A 15528-nucleotide genomic window follows, 5' to 3' on the forward strand; every position below is an offset into this window, starting at 1 on the left:
ACGATTACAGCGGTTTTTTCTTTAACTGCATCTCTTTCACCTGCTTATACACAGACTCGATCAGCAAAGCGGCCGCATTTAACAATAACCCACTGATAATCAACATCAAAACACCAGTCAGAATATATTGCATATCGATACCTCCAGGGTTCGCCAACGCCGGAACTGCGCCCGGAGCCGGCAAGTCGTTGACCCAAAGAATGCCTGTACAGATGACTCATGGCGTCGCCGATAGCTGAGCTGATGCCCGCTCACCCGCGCACGACTGACAAACGATTTCGGGAGGTGAACTGAACGCTCCTCCGTCCAGAAAAGCTCACCCACGAGGCGACGAAAACCGATACCAGCGTCCCCCGGCGTTTATCTTTATGGAGTATAGTTGGCAACCCGACAGGCGTGATATCTTGTCGATCTACGGCAATATTATCTGTTGAATCAGGCGACAAGGAGACAAGATGCTGGTACTGCTGCAGGACAAAATCGACACCCCGCTGGGGCCGCTATGGATTCTTTGCGACGAACAGTTCCGTCTACGCGCCGTTGAGTGGGAAGAGCATAGCGACCGGATGGAACAGCTGCTTGAAGTGCATTACCGCCGCGAAGGCTATCAACGCGTTGCTTCGCGTGACCCCGGCGGGTTGAGTCAAAAGCTTGATGCCTATTTCGCCGGCGATCTCAGCATCATTGCAACCTTGCCCACCGCCACGGCGGGCACGCCTTTTCAGCGTGAAGTCTGGCAAACCCTGCGCACGATTCCCTGCGGACAGGTGATGCACTACGGCCAGCTGGCTGAAGCTCTCGGCCGTCCGGGCGCCGCACGCGCGGTTGGCGCGGCTAACGGCGCCAATCCGGTGAGTATCGTGGTGCCCTGCCATCGCGTGATTGGACGTAACGGCACCATGACCGGATACGCCGGCGGGGTGCAGCGCAAAGAGTGGTTATTGCGCCATGAGGGGTATCTGCTGCTTTGACGCTACGTGCCTTTTATCGGAAGCATCGGGTAACTTTACAATCCAGTCTGAACTGACATGCTATTGTTTATCAACAGCATAAGCGCGACTATTGATTTCCCCTTTTAATATTACGTGTTTCCTCGGTTCGAGACTTACCTGCTCTCCAAAAAGATGTTAAAATTGACCAATATCAATTAAGGCTTGAGCAGACCTATGATCCCAGAAAAGAGAATTATTCGACGCATTCAGTCTGGCGGTTGCGCAATTCATTGTCAGGATTGCAGCATTAGCCAGCTTTGCATCCCTTTTACTCTGAACGAGCATGAGCTTGATCAGCTGGATAATATCATCGAGCGTAAAAAGCCTATCCAGAAAGGACAGACCTTGTTCAAAGCCGGTGATGAGCTGAAATCACTGTATGCGATTCGTTCTGGCACCATCAAAAGCTATACCATCACCGAGCAGGGTGACGAGCAGATTACCGGCTTTCACCTGGCGGGCGATCTGGTCGGTTTTGACGCCATCGGTACCGGTCTTCACCCGAGCTTTGCCCAGGCGCTGGAAACCTCAATGGTCTGCGAAATTCCGTTTGAAACGCTGGATGACCTTTCCGGTAAGATGCCGAATCTGCGTCAGCAGATGATGCGTCTGATGAGCGGCGAGATTAAAGGCGATCAGGATATGATTCTGCTGCTTTCCAAAAAGAACGCGGAAGAGCGTCTGGCGGCCTTTATCTATAATCTGTCCCGCCGTTTCGCGCAGCGCGGTTTTTCGCCTCGCGAGTTCCGTCTGACAATGACCCGTGGCGATATCGGCAACTATCTGGGCCTGACGGTCGAGACCATCAGCCGTCTGCTGGGTCGTTTCCAGAAAAGCGGCATGCTGGCGGTGAAAGGTAAATATATCACCATCGAGAATAGCGAGCTGCTCTCAGAGCTGGCGGGCCAGGCCCGCAACGTCGCCTGATCCCCCTAATCCCTCCGCCAGATCGCGAATTTTTTTCTGATTTGTTGATCTGGCCAGGGTCATCCCCTGTTTCATTTCATCCATATAGGTTATCTTTTTAATGACAGACTGTAGTTACAGTTGTAAGGAGACCCTGTATGGCAAAGTATCAGAACATGCTGGTAGTAATCGACCCCAATCAGGATGACCAGCCTGCATTGCGGCGTGCGGTGTATCTGCACCAACGGATTGGTGGACGCATCAAAGCCTTTTTGCCGATCTACGATTTTTCCTATGAGATGACTACCCTGCTGTCGCCCGATGAGCGGACGGCGATGCGCCAGGGCGTGATCAGCCAACGCAGCGCCTGGATCAAAGAGCAGGCTCGCTTTTATATTGAGTCCGGCGTGCCCATTGATATTAAAGTGGTGTGGCATAATCGCCCTTTCGAAGCCATTATTCAGGAAATCCTCACCGACAAGCATGACTTACTGCTGAAGATGGCGCACCAGCATGACAAGCTGGAAGCCGTTATTTTCACTCCTACCGACTGGCATCTGCTGCGCAAATGTCCGTGCCCGGTCTGGATGGTTAAGGACCAGCCGTGGCCGGAAGGCGGTAAGGCGCTGGTGGCGGTTAACCTGGCCAGCGAAGAGAATTATCACGACGCGTTAAACGAAAAGCTGGTTAAAGAGACCCTCGAGCTGGCCGATCAGGTTAACCATACCGAAGTCCATCTGGTTGGCGCTTATCCGGTCACGCCGATCAATATCGCTATCGAGCTTCCCGATTTTGACCCAAGCATCTACAACGACGCAATTCGCGGTCAGCACCTGCTGGCAATGAAAGCGCTGCGGCAAAAATTCGGCATTGATGAAAATCGCACCCATGTAGAGAAAGGTCTGCCGGAGGAAGTGATTCCTGACCTGTCAGAGCATCTGCAGGCGGGGATTGTCGTGCTCGGCACCGTCGGGCGCACCGGGCTGTCGGCGGCCTTCCTCGGCAATACCGCCGAGCAGGTCATCGACCATCTCCGCTGCGATCTGCTGGTGCTCAAACCGGAACAGTATAAAACCCCGGTCGAAATGGATGACGAAGACGACGATTAATCCGCCGGCTAGCACTCCGTTCTCTCCCCCTGTCCCCCGCTCGCGCGGGGGATTTTTTTAGCGCCGGCCTGCCTCAGGTAAAAATAAAGGGCCTTTCGGCCCCGTCATCAGCAACATATAGACAGCAACAACGCTTTAATGGATACCTAAACGCCAGGCGTGATCGATCTCTTCTTTCAGCTCATTGGAAGAAAGCGACATCAAATCCGCAAATTCCAGCTCGAGAAGTTTGAATTTTTTCAGGTACTGCGCGGGGGTTAAAGCGGTTGGGTCACGACGCAGAAACTCGATGGCCATTTGCGTGGGAGTTAATTCGGTATCCATAATATCCTCAGAGTGATGAAAAAACAGGCTTAGTATAACACTCCCGGGTGCTGACTTTATGAGCAATTCATGACCTGACCGGATATATAAAAAAGCCGTCTCAGCAGAGACGGCTTCAGACTCAAACATTATTTACGGTCACAGGCTCATCACAGCGCTTTCAGAATAGCGTCAACGCTGGCTTTGGCATCCCCGAACAGCATATGGGTGTTCTCTTTGAAGAACAGCGGGTTCTGAACGCCGGCATAACCAGTATTCATCGAACGCTTAAAGACCACCACATTCTGCGCTTTCCACACTTCCAGCACCGGCATACCGGCGATCGGGCTCTTCGGATCGTCCTGCGCCGCCGGGTTAACGGTATCGTTCGCGCCGATAACCAGCACGGTGTCGGTATCGCTGAAATCATCGTTGATCTCATCCATTTCCAGCACCACGTCATACGGCACTTTCGCTTCCGCCAGCAGCACGTTCATATGCCCAGGTAAACGACCGGCGACCGGGTGAATACCAAAACGCACCTTGATGCCGCGCGCGCGCAGCCTTTCCGTGATTTCAGCCACCGGATACTGTGCCTGCGCGACCGCCATTCCGTAGCCCGGGGTGATGATCACCGAATGGGAGTTTTTCAACATTTCAGCGGTATCTTCCGCGCTGATTTCGCGGTGTTCGCCGACTTCTTCATCGCTACCGGTGGACGAGCCATCGGTGCCGAAACCGCCGGCAATCACGCTGAAAAATGAGCGGTTCATCGCCTTACACATAATGTAAGAGAGGATCGCCCCCGAAGAACCCACCAGCGCACCGGTGACAATCAGCAGGTCGTTGCTGAGCATGAAGCCCGCCGCCGCCGCCGCCCAGCCGGAGTAGGAGTTCAGCATCGAAACCACGACCGGCATATCTGCCCCGCCGATCGAAGCCACCAGGTGCCAGCCAAAGGCCAGCGCGATAACGGTCATCACCAGCAGCGCCAGCGCCTGGGTAGCGGTACTATCGGTACGGACAAACGCCACCAGCAGCAGGAAGGAGACCACCAGCGCCGCCAGGTTCAGCTTATGACGATGCGGCAACATCAGCGGTTTAGATGAAATCTTTCCGCGCAGCTTGCCGAATGCCACAATTGAACCGGTAAAGGTCACCGCCCCGATAAAGATGCCAAGGAACACTTCCGTCAGGTGAATATTCACCAGGATCTGTTCCATCCCCGCTTCGTGGTACAGGTAGCTGTTAAAGCCCACCAGCACCGCGGCCAGGCCAACAAAGCTGTGCAGCACCGCAACCAGCTCCGGCATTTCGGTCATTTCGACCTTCTTCGCCAGGCGGATACCAATTGCGCCACCGATGACCATCGCCAGAATGATCCACGCCACGTTGCCAGTATCCGGCCCCAGAATGGTCGCAATCAGCGCGATGGCCATCCCGGCCATCCCGAACAGGTTACCCTGCTTTGAGGTTTCGTGTTTTGACAGCCCCGCAAGGCTAAAAATAAACAGAATAGCGGCAACAATGTATGCAGCTGTAACTAATCCTCCAGACATGTGCTACCCCTTAGTTCTTGCGGAACATTTTCAGCATGCGCTGAGTGACGGTGAAACCACCAAAAATATTAATGCTGGCGATCAGCACCGCGATAAAGCTCAGGAAACTGACCCAGCCGCCGTGGCCGATCTGCAACAACGCTCCGACGACGATAATCCCGGAAATGGCGTTCGTCACCGACATCAGCGGCGTGTGCAGCGCATGAGAAACGTTCCACACCACGTAGTAACCGACCACGCAGGAGAGCGCGAAAACGGTAAAGTGGCCGAGGAATTCTTTCGGCGCCACGTTGGCGAGCCAGCCAAACAGAATAATCGCCAGCGCCATCAGCGCGTATTTACGCCATGGAGAGGCCGGTTTTTCTGCTTCTTTTGGCGCTTCCGCCGGTTTGGCCGCGGCCTGCGGCTGCGCGGAGACCTGAATCGGCGGCGCCGGCCAGGTCACTTCGCCTTCGCGCACGACCGTCACGCCACGCACCACCACGTCGTCAAAATCAATGGTGATGTTGCCGTCTTTCTCTTTGCACAGCAGCTTCAGCAGGTTGACCAGGTTGGTCCCGTACAGCTGCGAGGACTGGGTCGGCAGACGGCCCGGCAGGTCGGTATACCCAATGATCTTCACTCCATTGGCGGTGGTGACCACCTCGCCGGGTACGGTGTACTCACAGTTGCCGCCGTTCTGCGAGGCCAGATCGACCACCACGCTACCTGCCGTCATTGAGTCAACCATTTCGCGGGTGATCAGCTTCGGCGCCGGCTTACCTGGAATCAGCGCCGTGGTGACGATGATGTCGACCTCTTTCGCCTGCGCCGCAAACAGCGCCATTTCCGCTTTGATAAAGGCTTCGGACATGACTTTGGCATAGCCATCGCCGCTGCCCGCCTCTTCTTTGAAGTCCAGTTCAAGGAACTCGGCGCCCATACTCTGCACCTGTTCTTTCACTTCCGGACGGGTATCGAACGCGCGGACAATCGCCCCAAGGCTGTTCGCCGCGCCGATGGCCGCCAGTCCGGCAACGCCTGCGCCGATGACCATGACCTTCGCCGGCGGAACTTTCCCCGCCGCGGTAATCTGCCCGGTAAAGAAACGACCAAACTCGTGGGCCGCCTCGACAATCGCACGGTAGCCGGCGATGTTGGCCATGGAGCTCAATGCATCCAGCGACTGGGCGCGCGAAATACGCGGCACCGAATCCATGGCCATCACGTTGATATTACGGGCCGCGAGTTTCTCCATTAACTGTGGATTTTGTGCGGGCCAGATAAAGCTCACCAGCGTCGTGCCTGGATTGAGCAAGGCAATTTCATGTTCCTCAGGCGCATTGACCTTGAGAATAATGGGCGACTGCCAGACTTCGGCGCCATCCACAACCTCAGCACCAGCCTGAGCAAATGCTTCGTCATCGAAACTTGCCAGATGACCCGCGCCGCTTTCAACTGCGACGGTAAAACCCAGCTTGAGCAGTTGTTCCACCGTTTTCGGCGTGGCAGCTACACGGGTTTCATTGGCAAACCGTTCTTTTGGTACCCCGATACGCATAGTTTTCCCTTCCATCGGTTTTTGATGATGGTTTTCTTTTCTCACAGACGACGGTAAAGCGGCAAAAAGTGCCCTTTCTCTCCCTTCGGCTGAAAAAATGAAACAGTAACAAACTTTTTATAACCTACTGAAAATACCGATTGTGATCTACTGCGATAAAACAGAAATTTTGATTTTATTGGTAAAACTCACTGCGAACAGTGTCAGGCAGCAATATTTACCTTAATTTTATAGCCAGGCCTGATAATTCGCTTAGCTGAAGCGCTAATACGCCATTAATCGCCAGTTAGAACATCACATTAACATTACGTTAACTTATAAAAGTGGTATTGATTATCAATTTTGCTGGTCAAGAGGCTGTTTTTTCAACATATCGGAAAATTTTATATTATTGTGACGCACGTTTCGGGCGGTAAGCGAAAAATGACGCAGACAGTTACGCCTTTTAAATGCAATAATTGAGCGTTATCAGTCAACAACAATACCAGTACATGGTTTGCGCAAGGCAAAGGATTATTTTTATGAAGCTTAAGAACTCACTCCTGGCGTCTGCTCTTCTGGCTACAACCGCGTTGTCAGCCCATGCGGCGACCGAGCTGACTCCGGAGCAGGCGGCGGCGTTGAAGCCCTACGATCGCGTGGTGGTCACCGGTCGTTTTAACGCGATTGGCGATGCGGTCAAAGCCGTCTCCCGCAGAGCGGACAAAGACGGCGCAGCCTCTTTTTACGTTGTCGACACGTCTGATTTAGGCAACAGCGGTAACTGGCGCGTGACCGCCGACCTGTATAAAAACAACGCTCCGCAGGCGGATGCCCCGCAAAACCGGGTGATCAGCGGCGTGATGGAACTGCCGAAAGATCAGGCCGTCGAGCTGGAACCGTATGATACCGTAACCGTCCAGGGCTTCTATCGCAGCCAGCCGGAAGTGAACGACGCGATCGCCAAAGCGGCGAAAGCGAAAGGCGCGGCCTCGTTCTTTATCGTCCGTCAGGTTGACGCCAACCAGGGCGGCAATCAGCGCATCACCGCGTATATCTATAAAGCCGACGCGAAGAAACGCGTTCTGCAGAGCCCGGATGCGATTCCGGCAGATTCTGACGCAGGACGCGCGGCGCTGGCAGAAGGCGGCGCGGCGGCTAAAAATGTTGAAATCCCGGGCGTAGCAACGACCTCTGCCGTGGGCTCTGGTACCGGCGTGGGTCGCTTCTTTGAAACCCAGTCATCCAAAGGCGGGCGTTACACTGTCACGCTTCCTGACGGCACCAAAGTCGAAGAAGTGAACAAGATTACCGCCGCTCAGATGGCCCCGTTCGACAGCATCAAGTTCACCGGCAACTACGGCAACATGACCGAAATCTCTTATCAGACCGCGAAACGTGCGGCGAAGAAAGGGGCTAAGTACTACCACATCACCCGCCAATGGCAGGAACGTGGTGGTAACATCACCATCAGCGCCGATCTGTATAAGTAATCGCCTCTGAGCTGAACAAAAAGGCGGCATAATGCCGCCTTTTTGCTTTTTTTCACCCGCCGCCATTGCATGCGTACAAAACACTCCGTAAAATCCCGCGCCTTAGCGTAATCCTCCATTTTTATGCGATTTCGCCAAATAAATATTCTTTATTCACCGTCGTCACCTCGGGAATACAATGGAAAAGAGACTGGGCCTCAGCGCCTTGACCGCACTGGTACTGAGTTCAATGCTGGGCGCTGGCGTATTCAGCTTACCGCAAAACATGGCGGCGGTGGCCAGCCCATCGGCGCTGTTGATTGGCTGGGGGATTACCGGGGTCGGGATTTTATTCCTCGCCTTCGCGATGCTGCTGTTGACCCGCATTCGCGCCGATCTGGACGGCGGCATTTTCACCTATGCCCGCGAAGGCTTTGGCGAGCTGATCGGTTTCTGCTCCGCCTGGGGCTACTGGCTGTGCGCGGTGATCGCCAACGTCTCTTATCTGGTGATTGTCTTTGCCGCGCTCAGCTTCTTCACCGATACCCCGGACACCATTATCTTCGGCGACGGCAATACCTGGCAGGCGATCGTTGGCGCCTCGCTACTGCTGTGGGTGGTACACTTTCTGGTTCTGCGGGGAGTACAGACGGCCGCCGGGATTAACCTCATCGCCACGCTTGCCAAACTGATCCCTCTCGGCGCATTCATCGTTCTCGCCGTGGCGGCCTTCCGTCTTGAAACCTTCAGCCTCGACTTCAGCGGCCTGGCGCTCGGCGTACCGGTCTGGGAACAGGTGAAGAATACGATGCTGATCACCCTGTGGGTGTTTATTGGCGTCGAAGGCGCGGTGGTGGTTTCCGCCCGCGCGCGCAACAAACAGGATGTCGGGCGCGCCACGCTGCTGGCGGTCCTTTCCGCTTTGGTGGTTTATCTACTGGTAACCCTGCTGTCGTTAGGCGTTGTCGCCCGACCGGAGCTGGCCGGGATGCGTAACCCGTCGATGGCCGGATTAATGGTAAAAATGATGGGTTCGTGGGGGGAAGTGGTGATTGCCGCCGGGCTGATTATCTCGGTCTGCGGCGCCTATCTGAGCTGGACCATTATGGCGGCGGAAGTCCCCTGGCTGGCGGCCAGCCATAAAGCGTTTCCACAACTGTTTGCCCGGCAGAATAAAAACAATGCCCCGTCGGCGTCCCTGTGGTTAACCAATATCAGCGTCCAGGCGTCGTTGGTACTGATTTGGTTGACCGGTTCGGATTACAACACGCTGCTGACTATCGCATCCGAGATGATTCTGGTGCCCTATTTCCTCGTCGGCGCCTTTCTGCTGAAGATTGCCGTGCGGCCACTGCATCAGGCGGTGGGTATCGGCGCATGTCTTTATGGCTTATGGTTATTATATGCGTCGGGCCCTGTGCATTTACTGTTGTCGGTGGTACTTTACGCTCCGGGTCTTCTGGTTTTCCTGTACGCGCGCCGTACGCACCAGCACGATCGCATGCTTAAACGCCGTGAATTAGCCTTAATTGGTTTTTTGCTGGTTGCCGCTATCCCGGCAACGTGGATGCTGGTGGGGTAAGCGGTTGCCCTGCCGCTGAATTGAAAGGAGATACCCATGGATGTCCGACAGCCTCGCCCCATTCTGATTACCGGTGGAGGCCGCCGCATCGGCCTCGCGCTGGCGCACCATTTTCTCAATCAGCAGCAGCCGGTTATCGTCAGCTATCGCACGCACTACCCGGCCATTGACGTTCTGCGCGAAGCCGGGGCGCTCTGTCTGCCGGCCGACTTTAGCAGCGACGACGGGATTTTGACTTTCGCCGAAGCGGTGAAAACCCACGCCAGCGGTGGCCTGCGCGCCGTCATTCACAATGCCAGCAGCTGGATGGCGGAAAAACCGGGTATCCCCCTGACTACGGTGCTGGCCAGCATGATGCAGATCCACGTCAATGCTCCCTACCTGCTCAACCATGCGCTGGAAAACCTCCTGCGCGGTCACGGCCATGCCGCCAGCGATATTATTCATATCACCGACTACGTGGTGGAACGCGGCAGCGATAAACATATCGCCTATGCCGCCAGCAAAGCGGCGCTGGATAATATGACCCGCTCCTTTGCCCGCAAGCTGGCGCCGGAGATTAAGGTCAACGCCGTCGCCCCTTCGCTGATCATGTTTAATGAGGGCGACGATGCCGAATACCGTAAACAGGCGCTCGATAAGTCGCTGATGAAAATCGCGGCGGGTGAAAAAGAAATTATCGAACTGCTCGATTATCTGTTCACCAGCAGGTTTGTCACCGGGCGTTCATTCGCCGTGGATGGCGGGCGGCATCTGCGCTAGTGAAACCGGCTCCAGCCGAGGATCAGCAGCCAGGCACACAGGCTCCAGCACCCTACCGCGCCCGCCAGCGCTAACGGCAGGCGCATGATTCCGGTGAAGTACCATAGCGACAGCAGGTAGATAAAATAGGGAATGATTGACCACATGCCAAATACGATGGTCGTGCGTAGCGCTTCAATGCCGCGCTCGCTGGCGACGATGTAATGTGCAATCAGGGCAAAAGTCGGAAATAACGGAATTAACCCGGCGATATAATAGTTTTTGGTTTTGGAAAGTACGCCAATCAGTACCACCACCAGCGCCCCGAGCAGCGCTTTAATCAACAGCCCCATTCCTTTAGCCTTAACAGTGAAATAACGTGTTGAGCCAGCATAACGGAAGAACATTTGTTTATAAAAGATTAATGGCAGGCAGTCAGAGGGCGGTGTATGTTAATTCTTTTTCTTATACAAGTCAGATATGAATAAGATCGTTTTTGTTGAGGATGATCCCGAAGTTGGCGCCTTGATCGCCGCCTATCTCGGAAAGCACGATATGGACGTGGTGGTTGAGCCCCGCGGTGACCGGGCAGAAGAGGTGATTGCGCGGGAAAAACCTGACCTGGTATTACTGGATATCATGCTGCCAGGCAAAGACGGGATGACCCTTTGCCGCGATCTGCGCGGCCAGTGGCAAGGCCCCATCGTGTTGCTCACCTCGCTCGATAGCGATATGAACCATATTTTATCACTGGAAATGGGCGCCAGTGATTACATTCTGAAGACCACCCCGCCCGCCGTACTGCTGGCGCGCCTGCGCCTGCATCTGCGCCAGCACGTTGCCGTTCCCACGACCCATGCCCCGGCGGCCCTGACGCCGCATAAAACCATCACCTTTGGTTCGCTGTCGATCGACCCGGTTAACCGTCAGGTGTTACTCGGCGGCGAGAGCGTGGCGTTGTCGACGGCAGACTTTGAGCTATTATGGGAACTGGCCACCCACGCCGGGCAGATTATGGATCGCGATGCGCTGCTGAAAAACCTGCGCGGAGTCAGCTACGATGGGATGGACCGCAGCGTCGATGTGGCTATCTCTCGACTGCGCAAGAAGCTGCTCGACAGCGCCACAGAACCCTATCGGATCAAAACGGTGCGCAACAAAGGCTACCTGTTCGCCCCGCACGCCTGGGACAATTAACCGGTCGCGCAGGCGCTCAAACCGCTCCGTAAAGCCACCCAACGGTGGCTTTTTGCTGAACACACCGTCGGGTGAAAAAACGTGTTTTCTCCCAGCCCTGTGCTTTCAGTCTGACAACCTGCCGGTTTCCATGTGCGGACGTTTTGCTCAATCACGGACTGCGAAGGATGCCCTCGACAGCGATCGGGGTTCGTCTCTGCATCAGCGCCCTGGCGGATATACCCATGCCTCCATAGCGCCCTGAAGGTAAAAGACAGATAGTTAACACATTGATTTTTTAGGTGATATTTAATGAAAAAGCTGTTTGTGCAGTTCTACCTTCTGTTGTTTGTCTGCTTCCTGGTGATGACGATGTTGGTTGGCCTGGTGTACAAATTCACCGCCGAGCGCGCCGGCCGCCAGTCGCTGGACGACCTGATGAAGAGCTCGCTGTATCTGATGCGCAGCGAGCTGCGGGAAATTCCTCCCCGCGACTGGAGTAAGACGCTGAAGGAGCTGGATCTTAACCTGTCGTTCGATCTGCATATCGAGCCGTTGAGTAAATTTAAACTGTCGGAAAACTCGATGCAGCATCTGCGCGCCGGCGATATTGTCGCCCTCGATGACGAGTACACGTTCATCCAGCGTATTCCACGCAGTCACTATGTCCTGTCGGTCGGCCCGGTCCCCTATCTCTATTTTCTCCATGAGATGCGCCTGCTGGATGTGGCATTGATGGCCTTTATCGCCATCTCGCTCGCCTTCCCGGTGTTTATCTGGATGCGTCCCCACTGGCAGGATATGCTGCGCCTGGAGACCGCCGCTCAGCGCTTTGGCGAAGGACATTTTAGTGAGCGGATTCACTTCGACAGTATGTCCAGCTTCGAACGGCTGGGGGTGGCTTTTAACCAGATGGCCGACAACATCAATGCCCTGATCGCCAGCAAAAAGCAGCTGATTGATGGGATTGCCCACGAGCTGCGAACCCCGCTGGTGCGCCTGCGCTATCGCCTGGAGATGAGTGAGAATCTGACCGGGGCGGAATCGCAAGCCCTGAATCGCGACATCGGCCAGCTGGAAGCGTTAATCGAAGAGCTGCTGACCTACGCGCGGCTGGATCGTCCGCAGAATGAACTGAACCTGACCACCCCCGACTTCCCGGCCTGGATTGACGCCCATGTTGAAGAAATTCAGATGGTGAACCCCCAGCGCGCGGTGACGCTGCGCGAGGCGGTGGCCGGCGATTATGGCGCCCTCGATATGCGTCTGATGGAGCGCGTTCTGGATAACCTGGTAAACAACGCCCTGCGTTACAGCAACCAGCGTATTCAGGTTAGCCTGACGCTTCAGGGCTCGCGGGCCACGCTACAGGTTGAGGATGACGGTCCGGGTATCGATCCGGCGGAACGCGAGCGCGTATTTGAGCCGTTTGTCCGCCTCGACCCCAGCCGCGACCGGGCCACCGGCGGCTGTGGACTGGGGCTGGCTATTGTCCACAGCATTGCCCAGGCGATGTCCGGAGAAGTGAGCTGCGGCGCCAGTTCGCTGGGCGGCGCCCGGTTTAGTTTTAGCTGGCCAATCTACCACCAGCTGCCCAATTTTAGCTCTACCTGACCTCCTTGCGCAGGCGCTTCGGTCTGCGTATAGTTAAAAATCAAATAGTATGTTGTAACTAAGGTGATGGATATGGCCAGCTACGACCTCGTTGAACGCCTCAATGATACCTTCCGCCAGCTGGAGCGCGAGCTACAGGAACTTCAGCATAGCCTGCGCGCCTGCCGCCTGCTGGCCGCCCGGGTGTTCGCGCTGCCGGCCATCAGTAAAGAGGCGGAGCACCAGCCGCTGGAGACCATCAAGGTGGTTCAGCACATCGGTCAACCGGCGCTGGAAATGGCCCTGAAACACTACCGTCATCTGTTCATTCAGCAGCAATCGGAAAGCCGCAGCAGCAAGGCGGCCGTCCGCCTTCCCGGCGCCATTTGCCTGCACACCAGCCACGCGGAGCAGGCCGCAATCCGGCAGCAAATTAGCCATATCAATGCGCTGAAAGCCGCTTTCGAAAAAATTGTTACCGTCGATTCCGGCCTGCCCGTCGCCGCGCGTTTTGAGTGGGTACACCGCCATCTGCCAGGGCTGATAACCCTTAGCGCCTACCGCACCTTAACGCCGCTGTTTGATCCCAGCACCATTCGCTTCGGCTGGGCCAATAAACACGTGATTAAGAACCTCACCCGGGATCAGGTGCTGATGCAGCTGGAAAAGAGCCTGCAATCCCCGCGCGCGGTGCCGCCCTGGACGCGCGAACAGTGGCAGAGCAAGCTGGAACGAGAATACCAAGATATTGCCGCCCTGCCGCAGCGGGCAAAGCTGAAGATTAAACGGCCGGTGAAGGTTCAGCCCATCGCCCGCGTATGGTACGCCGGCGAGCAAAAACAGGTGCAGTACGCCTGCCCGGGGCCGCTGATTACGCTGATATCCGGCACCCAGGGGGTCAGCGTGCCGGATATCGGCGAGTTACTGAATTACGATGCGGACCATGTCCAGTACCGCTATAAACCGCAGGCGCAGTCGCTCAGATTGCTGATCCCGCGGCTGCACCTGTGGCTGGCTAGCGAGTAGCCATACTGCCGACCATCTCTTCCGGGCGCACCCAGCTATCAAATTCGGCTTCCGTCAGGTAGCCGAGCGCCAGCGCCGACGCTTTGAGCGTCAGCCCCTCTTTATGCGCCTTTTTGGCAATTTCCGCCGCTTTGTCGTAGCCAATATGCGTATTCAGCGCCGTCACCAGCATCAGGGATTCGTTGAGCAGCTGGCCGATGCGTTCGCGGTTCGGTTCGATCCCCAGCGCACAGTGCGCGTTAAAGCTTTCCATGCCGTCAGCCAGCAGCCGTACCGATTGCAGGAAATTATGAATCACCATCGGGCGGTAGACGTTCAGTTCAAAGTTGCCGGAAGCGCCGCCGATATTCACCGCCACATCATTGCCCAGCACCTGACAGCACAGCATCGTCAGCGCTTCGCACTGCGTCGGGTTCACCTTGCCGGGCATAATGGATGAGCCGGGTTCATTTTCCGGAATGGCGATTTCGCCAATACCGCAGCGCGGGCCGGAAGCCAGCCAGCGCACATCGTTAGCGATCTTCATCAATGACGCGGCCAGCCCTTTCAGCGCGCCGTGCGCGTGGACCAGCGCGTCGCAGGTAGCCAGCGCTTCAAACTTATTCGGCGCGGTAACGAACGGCTGACCGCTGATCGCCGCCAGCTCTGCCGCCACCCGTACGGCATACTCCGGGTGCGTGTTCAGCCCGGTGCCGACCGCGGTTCCCCCCAGCGCCAGCTCGCTCAGGTGCGGCAGGCTGTGCTCGATATGTTTCAGGTTATGCTCAAGCATCGCCACCCAGCCGGAAATTTCCTGACCCAGGGTCAGCGGCGTGGCGTCCTGCAGATGGGTACGACCAATTTTAACGATGTCGTTAAAGGCGATGGATTTATCGCTCAGCGTCTGTTTCAGCACGTTGAGCTGGGGAATCAGCTTGTCGCGCAGGGCGATAATGGCCGCCACGTGCATCGCCGTCGGGAAAACGTCGTTGGAGCTCTGGCTCTTGTTGACGTCATCGTTAGGGTGAATCTTACGTTCCATTCCCCGCACGCCGCCCAGCAGCTCGCTGGCGCGGTTAGCCAGCACCTCATTCATATTCATGTTGCTTTGCGTACCGGAGCCGGTCTGCCAGATGGCCAACGGAAACTCCGCGGGATGCTTGCCCGCCAGCACTTCATCGGCGGCCTGAATGATAGCCCCGGCCTTCTCTGCCGCCAGCAGCCCCAGATCCTCGTTAACCTTTGCCGCCGCGCGTTTGGTCAGCGCCAGGGCAGCTATCAGTTCGCCCGGCATTTTTTCCGTCGAGATGCGGAAATGTTCCAGCGAACGCTGGGTCTGGGCGCCCCAGAGTTTGTCGGCAGGCACCTCAATGGCGCCCATAGAGTCTTTTTCACTGCGATGCGTTGTCATTCCTGTCTCCTTGAATAAAAAAAGTATGCAATGTCGACAAGGCTCACCTGCTTTAACGCGTTAAGTATTGGTCAGATTTTTAATTTTTATTGCTCGTTCGTGCCGCTAAGCGGCATAAAAAACCGCCCCGGAGGGCGGCGATGATTATTTCACACAGCGT

At 55.9% G+C, this 15528-nt stretch carries 15 protein-coding genes; 9 read left to right on the forward strand and 6 right to left on the reverse strand.

The features are described from left to right. Positions 1 to 4: 4 nt before the first annotated feature. A complete protein-coding gene (locus EDF73_RS27975; protein ID WP_279388017.1) occupies positions 5 to 133 on the reverse strand; it encodes a hypothetical protein in 129 nt (42 codons plus the stop codon). Positions 134 to 455: 322 nt separating this feature from the next. Between EDF73_RS27975 and ogt the strand changes: the two genes are divergently transcribed. From ogt to uspE, 3 genes are all read left to right on the forward strand, one after another. Next, the gene (gene ogt, locus EDF73_RS26985) at positions 456 to 971 is read left to right on the forward strand and encodes a methylated-DNA--[protein]-cysteine S-methyltransferase (protein WP_132731999.1); all 516 of its coding nucleotides are present in this window, start codon (positions 456 to 458) and stop codon (positions 969 to 971) included. A 195-nt stretch (positions 972 to 1166) separates the two neighbouring features. Continuing rightward, positions 1167 to 1919: a fumarate/nitrate reduction transcriptional regulator Fnr gene (gene fnr, locus EDF73_RS26990; RefSeq protein ID WP_132732000.1), complete on the forward strand. Its 753-nt coding sequence runs from the start codon at positions 1167 to 1169 to the stop codon at positions 1917 to 1919. 137 nt (positions 1920 to 2056) lie between these two features. Beyond that, positions 2057 to 3007: a universal stress protein UspE gene (gene uspE, locus EDF73_RS26995; RefSeq protein ID WP_132732001.1), complete on the forward strand. Its 951-nt coding sequence runs from the start codon at positions 2057 to 2059 to the stop codon at positions 3005 to 3007. Positions 3008 to 3142: 135 nt separating this feature from the next. Here uspE and EDF73_RS27000 read toward each other — a convergent pair whose 3' ends face one another. The 3 genes from EDF73_RS27000 to pntA form a co-directional block, all read right to left on the reverse strand. Beyond that, positions 3143 to 3331, reverse strand: coding sequence for a YdiH family protein (locus EDF73_RS27000; protein ID WP_132732002.1), 189 nt, complete (start codon positions 3329 to 3331; stop codon positions 3143 to 3145). Positions 3332 to 3480: 149 nt separating this feature from the next. Next, a complete protein-coding gene (gene pntB / locus EDF73_RS27005; RefSeq protein WP_132732003.1) occupies positions 3481 to 4869 on the reverse strand; it encodes a Re/Si-specific NAD(P)(+) transhydrogenase subunit beta in 1389 nt (462 codons plus the stop codon). A 10-nt stretch (positions 4870 to 4879) separates the two neighbouring features. After that, on the reverse strand, positions 4880 to 6409 hold the full coding sequence (gene pntA, locus EDF73_RS27010; RefSeq protein WP_132732004.1) for a Re/Si-specific NAD(P)(+) transhydrogenase subunit alpha: 1530 nt from the start codon (positions 6407 to 6409) through the stop codon (positions 4880 to 4882). Between the two features lie 521 nt (positions 6410 to 6930). Here pntA and ydgH point away from each other — a divergent pair. The 3 genes from ydgH (at position 6931) to folM (ending at position 10204) form a co-directional block, all read left to right on the forward strand. Beyond that, the gene (gene ydgH / locus EDF73_RS27020; protein ID WP_132732005.1) at positions 6931 to 7881 is read left to right on the forward strand and encodes a DUF1471 family protein YdgH; all 951 of its coding nucleotides are present in this window, start codon (positions 6931 to 6933) and stop codon (positions 7879 to 7881) included. A gap of 178 nt (positions 7882 to 8059) precedes the next feature. Further along, the gene (locus EDF73_RS27030) at positions 8060 to 9442 is read left to right on the forward strand and encodes an amino acid permease (protein WP_132732006.1); all 1383 of its coding nucleotides are present in this window, start codon (positions 8060 to 8062) and stop codon (positions 9440 to 9442) included. A 36-nt stretch (positions 9443 to 9478) separates the two neighbouring features. Then, positions 9479 to 10204, forward strand: coding sequence for a dihydromonapterin reductase (folM, locus tag EDF73_RS27035; RefSeq protein ID WP_132732007.1), 726 nt, complete (start codon positions 9479 to 9481; stop codon positions 10202 to 10204). On the opposite strand, the gene EDF73_RS27040 is transcribed toward folM, so the two are convergent. Continuing rightward, a complete protein-coding gene (locus EDF73_RS27040; protein ID WP_132732008.1) occupies positions 10201 to 10536 on the reverse strand; it encodes a GlpM family protein in 336 nt (111 codons plus the stop codon). The two genes, folM and EDF73_RS27040, sit on opposite strands and share 4 nt — an antisense overlap. 127 nt (positions 10537 to 10663) lie before the next feature. Here EDF73_RS27040 and rstA point away from each other — a divergent pair, with 127 nt between their 5' ends. The 3 genes from rstA to tus all read left to right on the forward strand — a co-directional run bounded on the left by rstA (position 10664) and on the right by tus (position 13978). Further along, on the forward strand, positions 10664 to 11380 hold the full coding sequence (rstA, locus tag EDF73_RS27045; protein ID WP_132732009.1) for a two-component system response regulator RstA: 717 nt from the start codon (positions 10664 to 10666) through the stop codon (positions 11378 to 11380). 291 nt (positions 11381 to 11671) lie between these two features. Next, positions 11672 to 12973, forward strand: a complete 1302-nt coding sequence (gene rstB, locus EDF73_RS27050; protein WP_132732010.1) for a two-component system sensor histidine kinase RstB — start codon at positions 11672 to 11674, stop codon at positions 12971 to 12973. Positions 12974 to 13045: 72 nt separating this feature from the next. Continuing rightward, on the forward strand, positions 13046 to 13978 hold the full coding sequence (tus, locus tag EDF73_RS27055) for a DNA replication terminus site-binding protein (RefSeq protein WP_132732011.1): 933 nt from the start codon (positions 13046 to 13048) through the stop codon (positions 13976 to 13978). Here the strand turns inward: tus and fumC are convergent. Further along, positions 13968 to 15368 (reverse strand): class II fumarate hydratase, encoded by a 1401-nt coding sequence (gene fumC, locus EDF73_RS27060; RefSeq protein ID WP_132732012.1) that lies wholly within the window; start codon positions 15366 to 15368, stop codon positions 13968 to 13970. The genes tus and fumC overlap by 11 nt on opposite strands. Positions 15369 to 15528 lie beyond the last annotated feature (160 nt).

The organism is Klebsiella sp. BIGb0138, from assembly GCF_004342285.1.
GTDB lineage: Bacteria > Pseudomonadota > Gammaproteobacteria > Enterobacterales > Enterobacteriaceae > Klebsiella.

Excerpts from the sequence above, each read along its gene's own strand:
- rstB (WP_132732010.1), top strand. The coding sequence starts at position 11,672 with ATGAAAAAGCTGTTTGTGCAGTTCTACCTTCTGTTGTTTGTCTGCTTC.
- rstA (WP_132732009.1), top strand. The coding sequence starts at position 10,664 with ATGAATAAGATCGTTTTTGTTGAGGATGATCCCGAAGTTGGCGCCTTG.
- EDF73_RS27030 (WP_132732006.1), top strand. The coding sequence starts at position 8,060 with ATGGAAAAGAGACTGGGCCTCAGCGCCTTGACCGCACTGGTACTGAGT.
- pntB (WP_132732003.1), bottom strand. The coding sequence starts at position 4,869 with ATGTCTGGAGGATTAGTTACAGCTGCATACATTGTTGCCGCTATTCTG.
- uspE (WP_132732001.1), top strand. The coding sequence starts at position 2,057 with ATGGCAAAGTATCAGAACATGCTGGTAGTAATCGACCCCAATCAGGAT.
- fumC (WP_132732012.1), bottom strand. The coding sequence starts at position 15,368 with ATGACAACGCATCGCAGTGAAAAAGACTCTATGGGCGCCATTGAGGTG.
- EDF73_RS27040 (WP_132732008.1), bottom strand. The coding sequence starts at position 10,536 with ATGGGGCTGTTGATTAAAGCGCTGCTCGGGGCGCTGGTGGTGGTACTG.
- EDF73_RS27975 (WP_279388017.1), bottom strand. The coding sequence starts at position 133 with ATGCAATATATTCTGACTGGTGTTTTGATGTTGATTATCAGTGGGTTA.
- fnr (WP_132732000.1), top strand. The coding sequence starts at position 1,167 with ATGATCCCAGAAAAGAGAATTATTCGACGCATTCAGTCTGGCGGTTGC.
- pntA (WP_132732004.1), bottom strand. The coding sequence starts at position 6,409 with ATGCGTATCGGGGTACCAAAAGAACGGTTTGCCAATGAAACCCGTGTA.
- ogt (WP_132731999.1), top strand. The coding sequence starts at position 456 with ATGCTGGTACTGCTGCAGGACAAAATCGACACCCCGCTGGGGCCGCTA.
- folM (WP_132732007.1), top strand. The coding sequence starts at position 9,479 with ATGGATGTCCGACAGCCTCGCCCCATTCTGATTACCGGTGGAGGCCGC.
- tus (WP_132732011.1), top strand. The coding sequence starts at position 13,046 with ATGGCCAGCTACGACCTCGTTGAACGCCTCAATGATACCTTCCGCCAG.
- ydgH (WP_132732005.1), top strand. The coding sequence starts at position 6,931 with ATGAAGCTTAAGAACTCACTCCTGGCGTCTGCTCTTCTGGCTACAACC.
- EDF73_RS27000 (WP_132732002.1), bottom strand. The coding sequence starts at position 3,331 with ATGGATACCGAATTAACTCCCACGCAAATGGCCATCGAGTTTCTGCGT.